The organism is Bacillus ndiopicus, from assembly GCF_000612805.1.
Classification (GTDB): Bacteria; Bacillota; Bacilli; order Bacillales_A; family Planococcaceae; genus Metasolibacillus; species Metasolibacillus ndiopicus.
Genome location: NZ_HG964405.1, coordinates 561627 through 581619, shown reverse-complemented (window position 1 = coordinate 581619; position 19993 = coordinate 561627). Strand labels below are relative to the sequence as shown.

The window sequence follows — 19993 nt, the reverse complement described above, 5'->3', positions numbered from 1 at the left end:
TTTTTTAGAAGAATATTTATTATTATACCAAGATTAAGTGCGCCGAATATTACCATGAGCATTTATTATTGCACGATCCCTTTGTTAACTTGCAATATAATTGGGTTAGATGCTCTCCCAAAAAACTCGAGCCATCTCAATTTAGATAGCTCGAGTTCTGTACTCTATTTTAATGTTTGATATTATTTTGTTAAATTTAACGCTCTATACAAGATTGCAACAAATTGAGCCCTTGTAACAGGTTCTTGAGGATTAAATTTTCCATTATCCCCTTGAACAATTCCTAATTTTTCTAAAGCAGCAACGTATCGATAGCTCCAATGATTTTTAGGTAAATCCCCAAAATTACTTTCCTCACCTAGTTCAAAATCAAAAGCAATTACAATAATCTTTGCTAATTGTGCGCGAGTTAAGGATTCATTTGGTTTATATTGACCGTTTGTTCCATCGACAACTCCTGCTTGTTGTAGCAATTGAATCTCCTCATAGTAAGGATGAGTTGGTAATACATCACTAAATGAAGTGATATCGCGTATTGGCTTTAAATCTAATGCACGGGTAATCATTGTCGCAATATGTTTTCTAAGAATCGGTTCATTTGGACGAAATGTTCCATCTGGATAGCCTTTTATAATATCAAGAGCTGCAATTTCTTCAATCATTTCATTTGACCAGTGTGTTGAAATATCCGAAAAATTAATTTGGGAAGTTGGTTTTTCTTCTATCTCTTCACTTTGATCAATTTCCTTACTAATTTCTATCCATTTTGCATATAAGGTTGTTGAAGTAGTGATTACATCTTTATCGAAATCCCATTTAACTTTATATTCAGAGTCTTTATACCATCCGTCAAATAGATAACCTTCTCTTTTTGGATTTTCAGGTTTTATTATGTTTTTATTTTTTTCTAAATTTTGAATAGAAATGGCGCTTCCACCATTTGTTTCAAAAGTAATCTTATGCTTAATTGTTTCTAATTCAGAAACAGGTGTAGTTGTCGTAACATCGTTATCATTAGATATTGGAGGCCTGTTAATTTGATTCACGGTAACTGTAATATTCTCTTCTGCTGATAACATTCCATCACTTACTACTACTTTAAACGAATAAGTACCTGGACCTTGTGCTTTTGTTGGTGTCCAAGTGAATACGCCTGTCGTGGCATTTATACTTGCTCCTGTCGGTGCACCAACCATGCTATACGTCAGCGTATTGGCGGGTATATCCGTGTCAGTTGCTTTTACTGTAAATGTCAGCTTACTTCCTTCATTAACTGTTTTATTGCCAATTGCCTGAAGTACGGGTGCGCTGTTTACTTCATTCACGGTAACTGCAATATTCTCTTGTGCTGATAACACTCCATCACTTACCACTACTTTAAACGAATAAGTACCCGGTCCCTGTGCTTCTGTTGGTATCCAAGTGAATACGCCTGTCGTGGCATTTACGCTTGCTCCTGCTGGCGCATCGACCAAGCTATAGGTTAGCGAGTCGCCATCTATATCCGTTGCTATTGCCGTAAATGTCAGCTCACTTCTCTCATCAACTGTTTTATTGCCAATTGCCTGGAGCACTGGTGCGTTGTTTACCTCATTCACTTTAACCGTTATGCTTTCCTCATCTGTTAATGCTCCATCGCTTACACGCACGATAAATGTATAGCTGCCCGGTCCCTGCGCTTCTGCTGGTGTCCAAGTGAATACGCCTGTCGTGGCATTTATCTTTGCCCCTACTGGTGCATCGACCAAGCTATAGGTTAGTGTATTGACTGGTATATCTTCATCAGTTGCTTTTACTGTAAATGTCAGCTCGCTTTTCTCATTAACTGTTTTATTGCCAATTGCTTGGAGCACTGGTGCGCTGTTTACCTCATTCACTTTAACCGTTATGCTTTCCTCATCTGTCAATGCTCCATCACTTACACGCACGGTAAATGTATAGCTGCCTGGTCCCTGGGCTTCTGTTGGTGTCCATGTGAATACGCCTGTCGTAGCATTTATGCTTGCTCCTGCTGGCTCATTTACCAAACTGTATGTTAATATCGCTGAATCCGAATCGGTTGCTGAAGCTGTGAAGGTCAGCTCACTTCCTTCATTAACGATTTTGTCACCAATCGCCTGAAGCTCTGGTGCGTTGTTTACTTCATTCACCGTAACCGTTATGCTTTCTTCATCTATTAACACTCCGTCGCTTACTTGCACGGTAAATGTATAGCTATCCGGTCCTTGTGCTTCTGTTGGTGTCCAAGTGAATACGCCTGTCATGGTATTTATGCTCGCTCCTGTTGGTGCACCTATCAAGCTATACGTCAACGTATTTGCTGGTAAATCTATATCAGCTGCTATTGCTGTGAAGGTTAGCTCACTTCCCTCATTAACGATTTTGTTACCAATCGCCTGAAGGATTGGTGCGTTGTTTACTTCGTTCACCGTAATCGTTATACTTTCTTCATCTGTTAACACTCCGTCGCTTACACGCACGGTAAATGTATAGCTACCCGGTCCTTGTGCTTCTGTTGGTGTCCAAGTGAATACGCCTGTCTTGGCATTTATACTTGCTCCTACTGGTGCTCCTACCAAGCTGTACGTCAGCGTATTGGCGGGTAAATCCGTATCAGTTGCTGTTACTGTGAATGTCAGAAAATCTCCCTCATTAACTGTTTGATCGCCAATTACCTGAAGCACTGGTGCACTGTTTACTTCATTCACCGTAACCGTTATTCTTTCTTGATCAACTAGCGCTCCGTCGCTTACTTGCACGGTAAATGTATAGCTGCCTGGTCCCTGTGCTTCTGTTGGTGTCCAAGTGAATACGCCTGTCGTGGCATTTATGCTTGCCCCTGCTGGCTCATTTACCAAACTGTATGTTAATATCGCTGAATCCGAATCTGTTGCTAATGCCGTGAATGTCAGCAGACCTCCCTCATTAACTGTTTGATCGCCAATTTCCTGAAGTACGGGTGCACTGTTTACTTCATTCACTGTAAAGTTTATACTTTCGTCAGCTGTTAACGCTCTGTCACTTGCAAGCACAATAAATTTAGGGCTACCCGGGCCTTGTGCTGCCAGTGTGAATGAAGATGCAGCATATACCATTATTGGCGTGGTTTGCAACATCATCATAAGTGCTACTACTGTCATACATGATGCAACTTTTCTATGAATCTTTGAGCCTCTGAATGCATTGACAACCTTTTGAATCAATTTTTGTTCATTCACCACTTGTTTTTTGTCCACTTGCTCCAGCAAATCTAAGCAAGCACGTTTTTGTTTATTCGTCTGTATATAATGTTCATCAATTTTGTACCTGCTAAATAAGTTTTGCTGATACGATGTAAAATTCATTCTTCGTCTATTTTTTTTCATCCTAAACTTTCTCCTCCTTACTATATTCCGCATTATCAATCCAGTCCTAACCAAACGATGTTAGCAACTCTCTATGTCTGGAGATAATGAAATGACTTTCCCTTCCTAAATTGTTGATAAAACGAAATATGTACTTAGTCTCTTAATAATTTCCAAAGTTGTTTCGTAGTAAATGCACTGGAACGGTTTCAATTTATCACCTCTATTCGGTATATGTAATTACAATCAAATTTAAAAATATTCTACTTTTTTGTTAAAACTAGAAATACATTCTCCATTAGATGTAGGTTTAAAATTCACTTAAATACGTTCACACGTTACATTACAAATTATGGTTCATATTAATTTGCTGTGGGTAATCGAAGCATATCATTAGAAGGTTAAAATTAAGTTAAAAATAAAAACTTTTTAAAAAAATAATAATGGGCATGTGCCTTTTAGAAAGCAAATGCATTAACAGAGTGACTAAGGAAGGGGGGAGTTGAACATTCAAGCACCTGTTTTTCTACATAAAACGCTCAAAATTTCACTAGTTATAATAAAATCGTTTCTTATATGCATTCTTTTATCTATAATACAAAGTAGCTGCATATCTAAATTGATTGCTGAATGTTTAGGTTTTACTCCTACTATGGTGATGTAAAAATGTTATGAAAGAATTAGAACAACAGTCTGTAGCTATTTCAGTGACAAGCTAAAGGGAATTGGGGCTGATTCCTAAAAAACTCCTTTGTTACTTATTAAATCAACAACTTATGAACAATCTATATTTTATAGATAGAAGCACATAATGAAAGAGGCACAGCTAGATGGAATCAAAAAAATTACTAATTAAAAAGCCAAGATATCAAACAATTGCAGAGGATATTGCGGCAAAAATTGTTGAGAAAAAATATATTATCGGTGAAAAAATTTATGCGCGCTCATCCCTTGCATCACAGTACGGTGTGTCAGCAGAAACAGCTCGGCGCGCAATCGCTGTACTACAGGATTTAGAAATTGTTGAAGCAACAAAAGGTAGCGGTGTTGTTATTACCTCCTACGAAAATGCTGTCAAGCTTATTCAACGACTAGAAGGTGTTCAAACTGTTCATGAGCTACAAACCGCTTTGCAGCAAAGCATTGAAAATCAAATTAGTGGCCTAATGGAGCTGCAAGAAACGGCAAAGGAATTAGTTAATCGCACTGAACGTTTCCGATCCATTAACCCTTTCGTTCCTTTTCAGCTTGAAATAACTCCTTCATGCCCATATTTGTCCAGAAATTTAAGTGAAATTAACTTTTGGCAAAATACACAAGCAACAATCGTAGCGATTCGCATTAAGGATAATTTAATTTTATCGCCTGGGCCATATGCAACACTCGACATTGGCAATGTGATTTACTTTATTGGTGATGATGAGGCGATTGTTAAAGTAAAACATTTTTTGCAAGTTTAAATCAATTTTATTCAAGTCTCTAAACCCATTCACATCAAGGGATTTTATGATAATCTCCCATGCAAAGTTTAAGCGCTTTGCATGGGAGATTTTTTTTCAATTTCGTTACATACGTTTGACAAAAGTAACAACCTGTTGTTAACATAAAGTTGTCGGTTATCGATTAATCTAATTATCTACTTATTTGTAAATGGAGAGGTATCTTAAAATAATTCGCCATGAATTATTTTCAAGAGCTTCTTAAACTTTATCGGAAAGAAGAAGTGAGACTATGGAAAAATTAAGAGTAGAGCATGTCACCAAAATTTTTGGTAAACAGACTGCCCAGGCGTTAAAGCTTGTAGAGCAGCAAAAAAGCAAGACGGAAATTCTTGAAAAAACAGGTGCAACTGTCGGTGTTTATGATGCGAATTTCACCGTTAATGAAGGTGAAATTTTTGTTATTATGGGGCTTTCGGGAAGTGGTAAATCAACACTTATACGTTTGTTAAACAGATTGATAGATCCTACTAGCGGGAAAATTCATATTGATGGACAAAATATTACCTCTTTAAGTAAAGGCGAGCTTCAAAATATTCGCCGTGAAAAAATGAGTATGGTATTTCAAAACTTCGGTCTATTCCCCCATCGTACAATCCTTGAAAATACAGAATATGGCTTAGAAGTAAGAGGCATTTCAAAAGAACAGAGACGATTGAAAGCAGAAAAGGCTTTGCAAAATGCAGGTTTATTGGCGTATAAAGACCAGTACCCTAGCCAGCTATCAGGTGGTATGCAGCAGCGTGTAGGTCTTGCGCGAGCTTTAGCAAATGACCCTGAAATTTTATTAATGGATGAAGCTTTTTCTGCACTCGATCCATTAATTCGAAAAGATATGCAAGACGAATTATTAGAGCTTCAAGCAAATGTTCAAAAAACGATTATTTTTATTACGCATGATTTAAATGAAGCGTTACGTATTGGTGACCGCATCGCCATAATGAAGGACGGAAAAATTATGCAAATCGGCACTGGCGAGGAAATTTTAACGAACCCAGCCAATGATTATATACGCACATTCTTAGAAGATGTGGATCGCTCGAAAGTGTTAACCGCTGAAAATGTGATGGTACGTCCAATGACTGTGAATATTGAAAACGATGGCCCAAAAGTCGCCCTCCAGCGCATGCGCGAGGAAGAAATAAGCGTTTTAATTGCGGTTGATAAGCAACGTCAATTTAAAGGCTATATTACAGCGAATGATGCTTTAGAAGGAGCAAAAAACGGGCTTAAATCAGTGCAATCATTTGTTAAAACAGATATGCCCACAGTGGATTCCACAACTGTCATTCAAGATATTTTACCGATTATTTCGGATAGTCCAACACCCGTTGCAGTTGTCGATGAAGGTAAATTACGCGGTATTTTAATACGTGGTGTTATTATCGAATCACTTGCCTCATCATCACAAGGAGGTGAGCTGAATGAATAATTTTTTAAATAATATTCCAAAGCTTGAAGTAGCAGATACCGTTGAAAACACAATGGATTGGCTAACAAAGACTTTTTCTGGCCTATTTAAAGTGATGCAAACAGGTGGTAAGTCCGTGATGGAAAGTGTAACAGCATTACTTACTGCTGTCCCACCAATCGTATTTATTTTAGTTGTTGCCATACTTGCCTTCTTTGCTACAAGGAGAAAATTTGGCTTGCCAGTTTTTTCAATTTTCGGTCTACTGTTCATTTATAATCAAGGGTTATGGGAGCAATTAATGAATACATTCACCCTTGTACTTTTTTCAAGTATTATTGCCATCGTACTTGGTGTGCCAATTGGAATATTAATGTCCAAAAATAATGTAGCTGAAAATAGCATTAAGCCTATTTTAGACTTTATGCAAACAATGCCTGGCTTTGTTTATTTAATTCCCGCTGTTGCCTTTTTCGGGATTGGTGTTGTACCGGGTGTTTTTGCATCGGTTATTTTCGCACTCCCCCCTACTGTACGCTTTACAAGCTTAGGCATTCGTCAAGTGCCGAAAGAGCTTGTTGAAGCAGCCGATTCTTTCGGTAGTACAGGGGCACAAAAACTATTCAAAGTGGAGTTACCACTTGCGAAATCAACAATCATGGCAGGTATTAACCAAACAGTATTATTATCCTTGTCTATGGTTGTCATCGCTTCAATGATTGGTGCACCAGGTCTCGGTCGCGAAGTATTATCTGCCTTGCAGCGTGCACAAGTCGGAAACGGCTTCGTCGCAGGATTAAGCTTAGTTATTTTTGCGATTATTGTAGACCGTTTAACACAAAGTTTAAATCAAAAAAAATAGGAGTTGTTTGAACATGAAGAAAAACAAATGGTTTTTAGGATTAACAGCAATAAGCGCTGCGGTGGCATTAGCCGCATGTGGTGATGATTCATCATCCAACAATGGTGATAAACTAGGAAAAATTAATTTAGCTTATGTGGAATGGGACACAGAAGTTGCTTCAACACATGTTGTAGGGCAAGTACTAGAGGAAATCGGCTATGATGTAACATTAACACCTTTAGATAATGCGATTATGTGGGAATCTGTTTCAAAAGGTGAAGCAGATGCTATGGTAGCGGGCTGGCTTCCAGCAACGCATAGTGCACAGCTAGAAAAATATGGCGATAACCTTGAACATTTAGGTGAAAACTTACAAGGCGCAAAAATTGGCTTAGTTGTACCAAGCTATATGGAAGTTAGCTCGATTGATGATTTAACTGTAGAAGCGAGCTCTACGATTACAGGCATTGAGGCTGGCGCTGGTGTAATGAGTGCCGCTGAAACTGCAATTACGAGCTATCCTAACTTAGCGGACTGGACACTGCTTCCATCATCTTCAGGTGCAATGACGGTTGCTCTTGATCAAGCTATTTCAAACAATGAAGAAATTATTGTAACAGGCTGGTCACCGCACTGGAAATTCGCCTCTTATGACTTAAAATATTTGGAGGACCCAAAAGGTGCCTTTGGTGGAGAAGAAACAATTAATACATTCGCAAGACAAGGCTTAAAAGAGGATGCACCTGATGCCTATAAAGTGTTAGATGCATTCGAATGGACACCGGAAGATATTGAAGAAGTAATGCTTGCTATTCATAACGGAGAGAATCCAAAAGATGCAGCAAATGATTGGATTGAAAAGAACCGCGATAAAGTAGATGCATGGATTAAAGATGTAAAATAAGATTTGGCTGACGGAAAAGCAGGTTTACTCCTGCATTTTCCGTCAGCCATTTGGCGTTTTGATATTGAGAAATATTTTTATTCTACGTTTTCGGAGGTTTATTCTACATTTTTTCGAATTTATTCTACGTTTTGGAAGCTTTATTCTACATTTCTCAGAGTTTATTCTACGTTCCCATTTGCACCCAAATTTCATCCTCGGCATACTCGATCCCTGCCTGCTCGAAAATTTGCTTCGTTGCAAATAACATATCCTGCTTCACTGCATGCAACTGTCCCCCATCGTTTGTCGCTACAAAAAAACGCACTAAAATGCGATATGATGTCGGGCGCAGCTCATCTACATAAACATGAATAACATCCTTCTCAGTATTTTTATGTAAGTATATTTGTTCTTGTAAATGCTCGCACACCTCACGCAATATGGCTTCGCTATTCTTTGTAGAAACATATAAATAATATTCACATTTACGCTTCTCGCGCTTCGATAAATTATAAATAGGACGATTCGTTAAATAGGCGTTTGGGATATAAACGAGCCCTTTATCCCCTGTTTGAATAACAGTGCTGCGCAAGTTGACATCTTCCACAATGCCCTCAATTTTCTGATCCTCTGTCGCTACCCAATCACCAATTTGAAACGGCTTATCGAGTGCAACAGACATTCCACCGAAAAAATGTCCAAGTGTATCACGAATACCGAAGGCAATCGCTACCCCCGTCAGCCCAATTCCTGTTAAAAAGCCGTTAATATTGAAATTCCAAAGTGAAGCAATCGCAAACAATGCGGCCACATATACCGCTACTTTCGCAATACGTAAGAAAAAAGGCATTAAAATATGTTGTTGTGTAGGCTTTTGCTCCGCATAAATGCTTTTTGGATTTTCAATGTAATATGAAATAACATCCGCAAATCCTTTGAAAATAAAAAACAACATCAATGACCAAAATAAGTTAGTCGTTTTTGGATGTGTAATCAACCATTTATCTAAAACAATTGATATACTTATAAATATGACGCATGTTAAAAAAGCGTAGCGAATGGCACGGCTAAACTGTAGCAATATTCTTGCCTGAAATATTTTACCTCGCTTTTCAAAAAAGCGCCCTAGCCCATTAATCAAAGGCTTGATTATATATTGTTGAACAAGTAGGCCTACAAATAATAAAGCGACTGCAGCGCCAATACTTTGCAAAGTTACTTCCTGTATATCAGAGAAAAACTGACGAAATGACTCGAGCATAAGCCACGTCCTTTCTAATTTTTAAAATTTAAATTCAGCTCGTATATCGTTCTTTGTATAAAAAGCATTTTCTGAATCAAGATAATATCATTAGAGTAGCTCACTTTGCAATAAACTACATCTATTGCAAATTAGAAACAGAAAAAGCTTGCCTTCATTACTAAAAAAAGGCTAAAATATATTTATTGATAATGATTATCAATTATAAATTTCAATTTGAGGAGGACGCTAATATGTTATCAGAAAAACTACACAAAGCACTAAATGATCAAATGAATTATGAATTCTTTTCAGCACACGCTTATTTAGCAATGGCTGCCTATTGCACAGACCAATCGTACGACGGTTTTGCTAACTTCTTTTTAGTGCAAGCTGAGGAAGAGCGCTTCCACGCAATGAAGTTTTACACATTTTTAAGCGATATGGGCTACCGTGCAACAATCGACGGATTTGCAAATCCACATAATGATTTTTCTTCAGTGCTAGATGCATTCGAAAAAGCATTAGGACACGAAAAGGAAGTAACACGCCGTATTTATAATTTAATGGATATCGCTTTAGATGAGCGTGAGCACGCAACTACAGCATTTTTAAAATGGTTTATCGATGAACAAGTAGAAGAAGAATCAACATTCGATACATTAATTGCTAAGCTACGCCGCATTGAAAAAGACTCTAATGCAATTTTCATGCTAGATGCTGAATTAGCAAGCCGCACATTTACACCTGAAGCATAAACAAGCTATTGGGAAGACATATCTTCCCAATAGCCTTTTATATCATCACTCACGTATTGAAATTTCAATTTGCCCACTGCCGTTTAAAAATAACGGATAGTTTTGAATATACATTTTTACAGGGTTCGCAAAGCCTTTTTCAAACATATAGGAGCTTTCACTTTCCTTCCGATCACCAAACAAAGAAGAGCTTTGTGTTGACCACCATTCCTTGCCATTGGCATCAATTAAAGTTTGTAGTAGCGGCTTGCTGTGTTCCGCTTTGGCTAACGGATAAACCGCATGAATAGAGGCTTCTGTTGGAATCTCCAGCTTTACATCCAGCTTCTCTGGTACATATAAAACTTGCTTTTTACTAAAATCAACCTCGATATAATCCTGCCCTTTATCGAGCGCCTCAATATTTTCAATAATTAATGTTAAAGACTTTGGCTCACGGAAATAATTACTTTGTATAAAACGTGTAAACTCCCCATCCTTCATTGACCCAAAGCCTGTTGTGCCACTTGACATTCGCCCCCATTCTTCGCCTGTTTCATCAACTAAACGCAAGTCAAAATCTAAAATGCGCTTTGTGTTTGTTTCAGGGATGGTAAAGCTAGCTTCCACTCGTAGTGGAGAAATATACACGCTATTCACAAGTATCTCTTGACCATCAACTACTAGCTGCTTATTAATCACATACTGCTTACTTGGAGCTAGCTGCTTTGATAATGAAAATGGCAACGTAAAGGTTGTTTCTTGCGTATCATTTAATTGCACAACAAGCTCAAAATCATTACCATAGGGCTTTCTATTTTCTACAAAGATAAAGTCCAATGTACTTTCCATCACTGTTTTATCCTCTGAGCCATTAAAATGCATCGTCACACCAGCAGGCAAGGCTTCTCCATTTTGCATCAATTTTACTTCTTTAAATTCAGCAGAACGAGTTATCGCCTCGTTATTTTCAAAACGATAAGCGATTAATAAACCCGTTTCATCTGCTACGACGCTTGTTATGGTAAATTTCTTGCCGCTTTGTTCATCTTGCACAATGATATTTTGCGCATAATCATTTGCTAAAATATCCTTCATCCCTTTATCATACGTAATTATTTCTACAAAGGGAGCAAGCAATGGAATTTTTGCCGCCGCCTCTGCGATTTGCGGTGAAAGACGGATGCTTAATGTCAGCGCAAGGAAAATTAAGGCTGCGGAAAGTCCGAGCTGTAGCATGCGTTTTTGCTGACGCTTTTCCCTTTTTCGTCTATTTATCGCAAGAAATCTTGCCTGCTTTAAAGCATCTTGCGGCACTTTAATTTGCTCAAGCATTTCAAGTAGCTGCTCCTCCTTTTTCATCCTCTCTCCTCCTTCAAAAAATGACGCAGCTTTTTCAACGTCATATGTATTCTCGATTTTACTGTGCCTTCCGGGATATTTTTCCGCTCTGCAATATCCTGATTTTTTAAATCCTCCATATATTTCAAGTAAATAAGCTCTTGCTCAGCCGGGGAAAGTTGCGCAAGCAATTCATCAAGCTCCACCGAATGCCTATCGTAAGTAGCTGGCTCTAAACTCGTTTCTAAAGCTACAGTAGATTGCTGTTTCTTTTTCATATCTAAACAAATATTTATTAACACTCGCACAAGCCATGTTGCCATAAAATCCGGCTCACGTACTTTATGTCCATGCTTTAACGCGCGATAAACAAGCTCCTGATAAGCATCAAGCGCATCCTGTTCATTGTGTAAATAAGCGTAAGCAATTTTATAAAGACGCCCCTCTTGCACTTCAAGAAGATGAAGCAAGCTCTCTTCGTCCATCTTAAGCACCTCCTTATAAATTAGACTGTAGGATATCATAAATCGTTCAAAAAATTTCACATTACTCGAAAGAACAAATGTTTGTTTTTTATTTAATTATTTGTTATTATAAATATGTACTGAGTCACCCTTTCAAGTAAAGGATTAAAAGCAGCTATCTAATTTTTTAGGTAGCTGTTTTTATTTTGTTTACTTTTTCAAAACTCAATCGTTATATAGGTAGGAGGGTTGAGATGAATGAATTACATAAAAAACAATTACAGGAGAAGCTGCTCGCCATTTATAAAACATTGTTAACAATGGGAGCTCAAAAAGAGGATGCAGAAGATATCTTACAGGAAACAGCAATTCAATTTATTCAATATATCGATGGCATCTCCCCGAATGATGCAAGTGCTTGGCTGTATAAAGTAGCGATTCATAAATACTATGACCTTATCAAAAAGTCGCAATCACAGCACAATTACGTTATTTCATTCAGACTAGAAGATCTACTTGAGCGGCGTACTCCTGAAACAATTATTATGCAGCAGGAGCTACAGCGAGAAATCGTTGCACGGCTTGCTACTCTATCTGATAAGGAAGCACAGCTAATTTTATTAAAATATAGTGCTGAGCTTTCGTTAAAGGATATTGCGACATTGTTTGGGACGACAGATAAAACAGTGAAGACGCAGCTAGCGCGAGCCAAAAACAAATTAAAGCAACAATTACAGGAGGTCTATAATGGAGGAAAAATCGATTTTTGAACGGGATGCTGATTTTTCAAGCCTTGTGAAAACAGCAAAGCGTAAATCATTGAAAAAAACTATATTAATTTCAATTATCGTTACAGTTCTAATTATTGTTTTATTATGGGGCGTGCTTGTAGCAAGCATTTATTTTATGAATAAGCGAATTGATGTGCAGTTAAATGAGCTTTCGACAGAGCTTTATTTTCAAGGGGCAAACATTGATATAAATGCTGTGAGCTATGATAATTTCCTAGTGGCAACTAAAACATCATCAAAGCTTTATAAACAAGTTGGGCCGCATATTATCAATTGGGACTCCCGCGATTATTTTTATACAATTTTAGGGGCCAGGACAGCTCTCCAAACAGGTAATGCCATTGCTTTAAATGGGTCTCCAGTTTATTCTCATGGCCAACGCACCATTGCATTTCATATGCCAACAGAGCCAACTGATAAAAATGATTTCGATTATATTGCAGATTTACCAGGCTATTATAATATTGAAGTAGCAGTTTCTTTTAAGGAACAGCTACCTTTGCTTGATATGTGGGAGCAGTTTCCCACAGCACAATGGGCTTGGTTAATTGATGAAGGGCTATATGATGAAATGGAAGAAGCCAAAAAAGAGCTGGAAAAATTGCCTGACAATGCGATGTTCCAAATGGATATAAGCGAGGTCAGTGATACTCGTGCATACGGCTTCCCGATTTTGCATCATAAAGCAATAACTAATAACCCTATTGAATCGGCTGAAGCTTATGTCGCGCAGTTGAATTATAGGGACGGATACTCTGTCGATGTAGTGCGCGGCATAATTGGGAAGAAAGCACCTAAGGATTGGCTCATTGCTGGTGTTGTTTTAACTGGTAAGCAAGAGGAGCTTTTACCTTATTTACAGCAAAACAACGTACATACCGTTCGTATCGGTGTTGTGATTCCATATTAAGGAGCGATTAATTATGAGGCCTTTTGCATTTGCTTTATTCATAGCTGCACTTTTATTTGGGGGATTTTGGATTTCATTTAAACAACTACCTACTAAATTTCTTATTATGGCTAGCATCGTTATCTTTTTACACCTTGCAGGGTTATTACTTATCCAAATTTTAGGGAATTCTGCACAAATGGCTTATTTGACGCTATTTGTTGCCATTATTTTTACCCCATGCTTTATGACATGGGTGAAGCTGACAAAGAAAATGACTGATGGAGAGATATTACGTGCTTATATTACATTGCCAACGACCTATATTATTTTGTTTATAACTGTTATCTTTTCCTATAATCACTATTTAGCTAAACGCTTATAAGCGATATTCGCAGTAAACTGATTTTAATTTAACAAGTAAAAGTCGATTTTTGTAAAACGCCAAAATCGACTTTTATTCGTTATCCTTTTTTATCGTTTAATAAACTTTGTAAAAATGCCTCACAGCGCGCTATATCCCCTGCTATTAGCCATTCCAACACTTCAGATCGCAGAGTTTCCTTTAATGCATAACGTTTAGCTGAAGCATCCTCGATATTGCTTAAAATTTGCTTTCGGCAATGCTTTAAAAACTCTATATACTGCGCATAGCTATCGTCAAATTGCTCCTCTAGCTCCGCTTTCAATTTTTTTGTATAGCCTGGACTAGCTCCAGAAGTAGAAACAGCTAAAAGAAGATCACCACGTCTTATAACAGCGGGATTAATAAAATCAACGCGACCTTTAGCATCTGCACGCGATAATTGCTGCCACTGCTGAGTCGCCTCCTCTACAGCATCATTCACTTTTTCACTATCAGTTGCCGCAAAAATCAATAGTGCACCATCTAAATCTTGCGCCTCAAATATCTTATCATGCCATATTACGCGCCGTTCTTGAACATATGCTAGAAGCTCTTCTGTAAGTTGCGGACTAATAATATGAATAAGCGCCTTCGTTGGTAATAATGCTCGCACTTTTTGCGTTGCCACTTTGCCTCCACCGACAACGACTACTTTTTTATCATCAATATTTAATAATGCTGGAAAATAAGCCATTCTTTCACCCTCTTACATTGTCTTTATTGCGGTTTGCTAACTATATCATATCAAATTCTTTTTTATTATTTGAAATTGTTATTAATATGTAATAATTTTTGTAAATACGAGGATTCAAATTAAATGATAAGTGAAATATAATGGAAATAACAAATGTTAAGGGGCTGTTAAGCATGGCATTTTGGCAAGCTAGGCAAAATTGGCTATGGCTATTTTTTGTATTAATCGTATTGAGTAATATTACGCTTTATAGCACATCATTTGGGTACGATATCGTGATGACTAGACCTAACGGTGTTGTAATCGGTTCATTAATCGATTTAATCATTGTCGCACCACTTGTCTTTCTTTTAGCGAAAAAGCAGTTTAGCTTGAAATTATTTATCGGTTTAATGGCTGCAGGCTGTGTGCTAGCCCGCTTTATTATCCCACAGGCGATGCTCGCACCATATGCAAGCTTCACATGGTTTGGCATTGCTGCCGAGGTAATCATCATTGCCTTTGAACTGCTGCTCATTTTCTCATTTATTATTTATTTACCAAAAATAATAAAGTCCACACGCTCAAGCAATGCGCCACTGTTATTTTCATTTCCACAGGCAGTTAATCAGCACGTGAAACGCCATCCGTTAATTCATGTGCTATGCTCTGAGCTACTTATGTTTTACTACGCATTATTTAGCTGGCGTAAAAAAGCTGACACTGGCTTTACATTGCATAAAAAAACTAGCTACATCGCCTTCCAAGTAATGATGATTCACGCTATCGTTCTTGAAACATTGGGCATCCATTGGTGGCTTCACAGCAAATATCCAATTGTGTCGTTAGTTTTATTAGTTTTCAATGTATATTCGGTGCTATTTTTCCTTGCAGATTTACAAGCGCTACGCTTAAATCCAACACAAATTCGCAACGGTACACTCTATTTATCTCTGGGCATTATGAAGCGCGCAGAAATTCCGCTAACGCAAATATCGGAAATACTCACTGACGCTAATCAATTTGAGGAAAAGCTACCGAAGGATGTCGCACAATTTATCGCCAAGGATTTTGAAGCGGTCAAGCCAAGTGTAATCCTACATTTCACAGAACCTGTTTCTGTCATTTTACCATTTGGCGTCGAAAAGCATTATCACAAAATCGCAATTAAAGTTGACGATGCGCCAGCGTTTATTAAAGAATTAAAAAAATGCGTAGATGAACATTAATTCATCTGCGCATTTTGTTTAATAATCCGAAAAAATAATATACTGCTCATCATCTGAGCATTCACTCACATAATAATCCGTCCGACTTCCAACTTCGATGGCGTTAAGCTGATTACAAGTCGTTGAGACCACTTCCCCATTGCTATAGGCATCCTCTGAATTATCAATTTCCAAATTGATTTGTTCATTGTTATGACGAACATCCACGTAAATGGGATCACCCTCAATTGTGTGCTCAACAATTCTCACCTGATCGCGCTTCCCACTCTGCACATTCTCAAAAAATGCATAAAAACGCTCAATATTATCAATCCCATTTCGCGTCTTGGAAACAATATCCTCCGCAAAAAAATCATATGTATTAGTTGGAATCACAGCCTGCTGCGCCACACATCCCGAAAGCATAAAACTACCAGTCACAATAAGCATCAACCGCTTCATAATCAACCCTCCTTTTTAAGTTAGACGTATCATCTTCCTAAAAAGTTACATAAAAGTATAAATAAATTTTTTGCAAGCAAAAAACCTACAGTGCTTATTTGCTGTAGGTTTAAAGATATACCCGATTCAAATATGAAATTTTATAATTTTAGTTCTGCCGTTTTCATTTCCTATTAATAGATAAAAATAATTTTTGATCCAATCACTTTCATTTTGCTCTCCAACAGTAAGGGAAAATTGCACAGTCTATGGTTGCACATTCATTTGAAGTGTTTTTCCCAATGAAGAGAGAACCAATTAGAGATAGATTACGATGATAGACCAACCCATATTTCAATCCACTCTCTCTATACAGAGAGAGACAGGTATAGAAGCACAAGCTAAAACTATTCGAAATAATTTCAATCCACTCTCTCTATACAGAGAGAGACGCCATCGTACACGCACTTTACCTGGCCACGAACCCATTTCAATCCACTCTCTCTATACAGAGAGAGACTGGCACTTGTTGCGCTTGCTGAACTGGTGCTTGTTATTTCAATCCACTCTCTCTATACAGAGAGAGACTACCCGTCTTTTTAGCGCTTTATGACGTTAAACTATTTCAATCCACTCTCTCTATACAGAGAGAGACTCTCTGGCCTCTAGTTTTAGTAGTGTACAGCTTATTTCAATCCACACTCTCTATACAGAGAGAGACGCCCGTTTCATCTAATCGATGTATTGGATACTGATTTCAATCCACTCTCTCTATACAGAGAGAGACGCAACAAACAAATCCATTAGCTGTTGAAAATCTAGTATTTCAATCCACTCTCTCTATACAGAGAGAGACACAAGCATTTTTAACAAAGTATTACGGCACTGGAATTTCAATCCACTCTCTCTATACAGAGAGAGACTTGTTATAAATATCAATTTCTAAGTTTAAACAATATTTCAATCCACTCTCTCTATACAGAGAGAGACACAATCAACCGTTTCTTTCGGCTTGTTTGGTGGTAATTTCAATCCACTCTCTCTATACAGAGAGAGACCTTGTTCTTTCATCTGCAAATGTAGCTGGAAGTATAATTTCAATCCACTCTCTCTATACAGAGAGAGACGTCCGTTTTGTCTCATTTGTCGCAAAATCTCTTTTTTGATTTCAATCCACTCTCTCTATACAGAGAGAGACGAGAAATTCTTCATCGTATCAAAAAATATTGAATTTATTTCAATCCACTCTCTCTATACAGAGAGAGACCAACCGTTATATTGATAGTAGCCGTTATTCAATATTTCAATCCACTCTCTCTATACAGAGAGAGACAATTTTACGAATGAAGCCGTTAAACCCTACTCGAATTTCAATCCACTCTCTCTATACAGAGAGAGACCTTCATTTGACATAATAAATTGTTGGCGATATTTCATTTCAATCCACTCTCTCTATACAGAGAGAGACGATGCTCTCACAAATGACAAGGGAGAGCGACAATGTATTTCAATCCACTCTCTCTATACAGAGAGAGACACATCTAAATTACATGGATTATTAATACACGTGGAATTTCAATCCACTCTCTCTATACAGAGAGAGACATCTGCCTGCACTTGCTGAAATGACGGTCAAACGCATTTCAATCCACTCTCTCTATACAGAGAGAGACCATAATATCCCGCGCTAGTTGCTCGTCTTTCATACATTTCAATCCACTCTCTCTATACAGAGAGAGACCACTTCAAGCGAAGCATCCCCAATATACATTTCTATTTCAATCCACTCTCTCTATACAGAGAGAGACACCCATCCACCATGACAGGATTTGTCGCCCTCGATATTTCAATCCACTCTCTCTATACAGAGAGAGACCGAAAACGGTGATTTCGTCATGATTGATGGAGCAATTTCAATCCACTCTCTCTATACAGAGAGAGACGCGAGTTGTTAATAAATGATGATGTCTTCAGTACTATTTCAATCCACTCTCTCTATACAGAGAGAGACTATTTCTACACCTTCAATGTCACCATAAGTTTTATTTCAATCCACTCTCTCTATACAGAGAGAGACATTAAATTTACCTGTTAGATCTGTCGCTATTTCAATTTCAATCCACTCTCTCTATACAGAGAGAGACCAACAGTTTTTCTTACTCCAGCAAATGCCGATTCATTTCAATCCACTCTCTCTATACAGAGAGAGACTGCTTTAGAGGCTTTTGTTAAATTCTCTACTGATATTTCAATCCACTCTCTCTATACAGAGAGAGACGGCAAAGTGGCAGCACAATCGTTTTTGGAAAGGGATTTCAATCCACTCTCTCTATACAGAGAGAGACACAAATCTTTTTGCGCCGACTCACCAGCAAAGCCATTTCAATCCACTCTCTCTATACAGAGAGAGACGTTATTGATATTTACTTCTGGTACATACGGATACAATTTCAATCCACTCTCTCTATACAGAGAGAGACATTCCGCTTGCGTTTCATCAAATACTGGAGCATCAATATTTCAATCCACTCTCTCTATACAGAGAGAGACAGTATTTATAGCTCCAGTTTCATCTCGCATACGTATTTCAATCCACTCTCTCTATACAGAGAGAGACGTCCTGCATTAATCTTCTTTTGCAAGATGTTCAAGCATTTCAATCCACTCTCTCTATACAGAGAGAGACTAAAGCAACCGCATAACCAAATTCATTACGCTCGATATTTCAATCCACTCTCTCTATACAGAGAGAGACGAAATGAACTATATTTTATTCACAAGTCCAAAGCATATTTCAATCCACTCTCTCTATACAGAGAGAGACCCGGAATGGGAAGAGAGGTTTGTTGCATGACGATTATTTCAATCCACTCTCTCTATACAGAGAGAGACCAGCTGCACCCAATGTGTAAGAGGACTGCCGCCCATTTCAATCCACTCTCTCTATACAGAGAGAGACTTTGCGACTAAAGCTTTACCACTACTTACAGATTATTTCAATCCACTCTCTCTATACAGAGAGAGACTTTGGCTCACGTGGTGGTAAGTACAAGGATTACATTTCAATCCACTCTCTCTATACAGAGAGAGACGCGATTTTTTGAAAATTTCTCACTACATAGAGAAAATTTCAATCCACTCTCTCTATACAGAGAGAGACAGTATGCGAAAAATAAGTTTGTGGTTTTGGACGATATTTCAATCCACTCTCTCTATACAGAGAGAGACAATGTCATTGGAATTTTCACGATTGCCAGATACAGTATTTCAATCCACTCTCTCTATACAGAGAGAGACAGAGCTAAATGATTTAGGGGTTAAGGCATTACCAATTTCAATCCACTCTCTCTATACAGAGAGAGACCGCAATATATAGTCAGGTAGATCCATTTATCAACTATATATTGATATCATTAAAGCATACTGCATAAATTTTAGGGAGTCTGGATTCTAAAACTTATCTAATTGCTGCAAATTTTGCGCGAACCTCCTAGGGTTTTTATGGGCACTAGGGGTTCGCGTAATTAAAATATGAGTGGGGCTTCTACATCAAGTGCTTCTTTTGCTCCCAAATGAATAACTTTTGAACTATATTTGTTTCCTAAATTATAAAATCGAAGACTATCCTTTTCAGGATCAATAATTTTTTCAAGTGCAAGTTGAAGTTGCTTATATTGCGTAGCATCTACGACACATTCAAATACAGAATTTTGTACGCGTATGCCGTATTCTCCGCATTTCTTTGCAACATGACGTAAACGCTTGGCTCCACCACTTGTACTAGTTTGCACATCATAAGTTACTAAAATCAACAAAATA

16 protein-coding genes and 1 CRISPR repeat array are annotated in these 19993 nt (G+C 37.9%); of the genes, 9 read left to right on the top strand and 7 right to left on the bottom strand.

Going from position 1 to position 19993, the window contains the following annotated elements; genetic code table 11:
• Positions 1–182: 182 nt before the first annotated feature.
• Positions 183–3365: a putative Ig domain-containing protein gene (locus tag TY13_RS10945; protein ID WP_042475472.1), complete on the bottom strand. Its 3183-nt coding sequence runs from the start codon at positions 3363–3365 to the stop codon at positions 183–185.
• Between the two features lie 809 nt (positions 3366–4174).
• On the opposite strand from TY13_RS10945, the gene TY13_RS10940 reads away from it, so the two are divergent.
• From TY13_RS10940 to TY13_RS10925, 4 genes are all read left to right on the top strand, one after another.
• Entirely contained in the window at positions 4175–4804 is a 630-nt protein-coding gene (locus TY13_RS10940) for a GntR family transcriptional regulator (RefSeq protein ID WP_042475470.1), read from the top strand.
• A gap of 271 nt (positions 4805–5075) precedes the next feature.
• Entirely contained in the window at positions 5076–6275 is a 1200-nt protein-coding gene (locus TY13_RS10935) for a quaternary amine ABC transporter ATP-binding protein (RefSeq protein WP_042475469.1), read from the top strand.
• A complete protein-coding gene (locus TY13_RS10930; RefSeq protein WP_042475467.1) occupies positions 6268–7116 on the top strand; it encodes an ABC transporter permease in 849 nt (282 codons plus the stop codon). Before TY13_RS10935 ends, TY13_RS10930 begins: the two co-directional genes overlap by 8 nt.
• A 13-nt stretch (positions 7117–7129) precedes the next feature.
• Entirely contained in the window at positions 7130–8002 is an 873-nt protein-coding gene (locus TY13_RS10925) for a glycine betaine ABC transporter substrate-binding protein (protein WP_042475465.1), read from the top strand.
• 166 nt (positions 8003–8168) lie between these two features.
• Here the strand turns inward: TY13_RS10925 and TY13_RS10920 are convergent, their stop codons facing one another.
• Positions 8169–9245, bottom strand: a complete 1077-nt coding sequence (locus tag TY13_RS10920) for a mechanosensitive ion channel family protein (RefSeq protein WP_042475463.1) — start codon at positions 9243–9245, stop codon at positions 8169–8171.
• Between the two features lie 233 nt (positions 9246–9478).
• On the opposite strand from TY13_RS10920, the gene TY13_RS10915 reads away from it, so the two are divergent.
• A complete protein-coding gene (locus TY13_RS10915; RefSeq protein ID WP_042475460.1) occupies positions 9479–9982 on the top strand; it encodes a ferritin in 504 nt (167 codons plus the stop codon).
• Positions 9983–10027: 45 nt separating this feature from the next.
• Here TY13_RS10915 and TY13_RS10910 read toward each other — a convergent pair whose 3' ends face one another.
• Both TY13_RS10910 and TY13_RS10905 read right to left on the bottom strand, forming a co-directional pair.
• A complete protein-coding gene (locus TY13_RS10910) occupies positions 10028–11323 on the bottom strand; it encodes a DUF4179 domain-containing protein (RefSeq protein ID WP_042475459.1) in 1296 nt (431 codons plus the stop codon).
• The gene (locus TY13_RS10905; protein WP_052344310.1) at positions 11320–11787 is read right to left on the bottom strand and encodes a sigma-70 family RNA polymerase sigma factor; all 468 of its coding nucleotides are present in this window, start codon (positions 11785–11787) and stop codon (positions 11320–11322) included. Before TY13_RS10905 ends, TY13_RS10910 begins: the two co-directional genes overlap by 4 nt.
• A gap of 233 nt (positions 11788–12020) precedes the next feature.
• On the opposite strand from TY13_RS10905, the gene TY13_RS10900 reads away from it, so the two are divergent.
• Genes TY13_RS10900 through TY13_RS10890 form a run of 3 tightly spaced genes read left to right on the top strand, consistent with a single transcriptional unit; the run spans position 12021 to position 13831 of the window.
• On the top strand, positions 12021–12536 hold the full coding sequence (locus TY13_RS10900; protein ID WP_042475454.1) for an RNA polymerase sigma factor: 516 nt from the start codon (positions 12021–12023) through the stop codon (positions 12534–12536).
• The gene (locus TY13_RS10895; protein WP_042475452.1) at positions 12514–13467 is read left to right on the top strand and encodes a sigma factor regulator N-terminal domain-containing protein; all 954 of its coding nucleotides are present in this window, start codon (positions 12514–12516) and stop codon (positions 13465–13467) included. The genes TY13_RS10900 and TY13_RS10895 overlap by 23 nt, the downstream gene beginning before the upstream one ends.
• 13 nt (positions 13468–13480) lie before the next feature.
• Positions 13481–13831, top strand: coding sequence for a hypothetical protein (locus tag TY13_RS10890; protein WP_042475450.1), 351 nt, complete (start codon positions 13481–13483; stop codon positions 13829–13831).
• 79 nt (positions 13832–13910) lie between these two features.
• Here the strand turns inward: TY13_RS10890 and TY13_RS10885 are convergent, their stop codons facing one another.
• Positions 13911–14546, bottom strand: a complete 636-nt coding sequence (locus TY13_RS10885; protein WP_042475446.1) for a precorrin-2 dehydrogenase/sirohydrochlorin ferrochelatase family protein — start codon at positions 14544–14546, stop codon at positions 13911–13913.
• 173 nt (positions 14547–14719) lie between these two features.
• Here TY13_RS10885 and TY13_RS10880 point away from each other — a divergent pair, with 173 nt between their 5' ends.
• The gene (locus tag TY13_RS10880; RefSeq protein WP_042475443.1) at positions 14720–15754 is read left to right on the top strand and encodes a hypothetical protein; all 1035 of its coding nucleotides are present in this window, start codon (positions 14720–14722) and stop codon (positions 15752–15754) included.
• A gap of 18 nt (positions 15755–15772) precedes the next feature.
• On the opposite strand, the gene TY13_RS10875 is transcribed toward TY13_RS10880, so the two are convergent.
• The gene (locus tag TY13_RS10875; RefSeq protein ID WP_042475440.1) at positions 15773–16195 is read right to left on the bottom strand and encodes a DUF4362 domain-containing protein; all 423 of its coding nucleotides are present in this window, start codon (positions 16193–16195) and stop codon (positions 15773–15775) included.
• A 330-nt stretch (positions 16196–16525) separates the two neighbouring features.
• Positions 16526–19538: direct repeats of the CRISPR family, unit length 33 nt; unit sequence ATTTCAATCCACTCTCTCTATACAGAGAGAGAC.
• A gap of 160 nt (positions 19539–19698) precedes the next feature.
• Positions 19699–19989: a CRISPR-associated endonuclease Cas2 gene (cas2, locus tag TY13_RS10870; protein WP_042475438.1), complete on the bottom strand. Its 291-nt coding sequence runs from the start codon at positions 19987–19989 to the stop codon at positions 19699–19701.
• Positions 19990–19993: the final 4 nt, after the last annotated feature.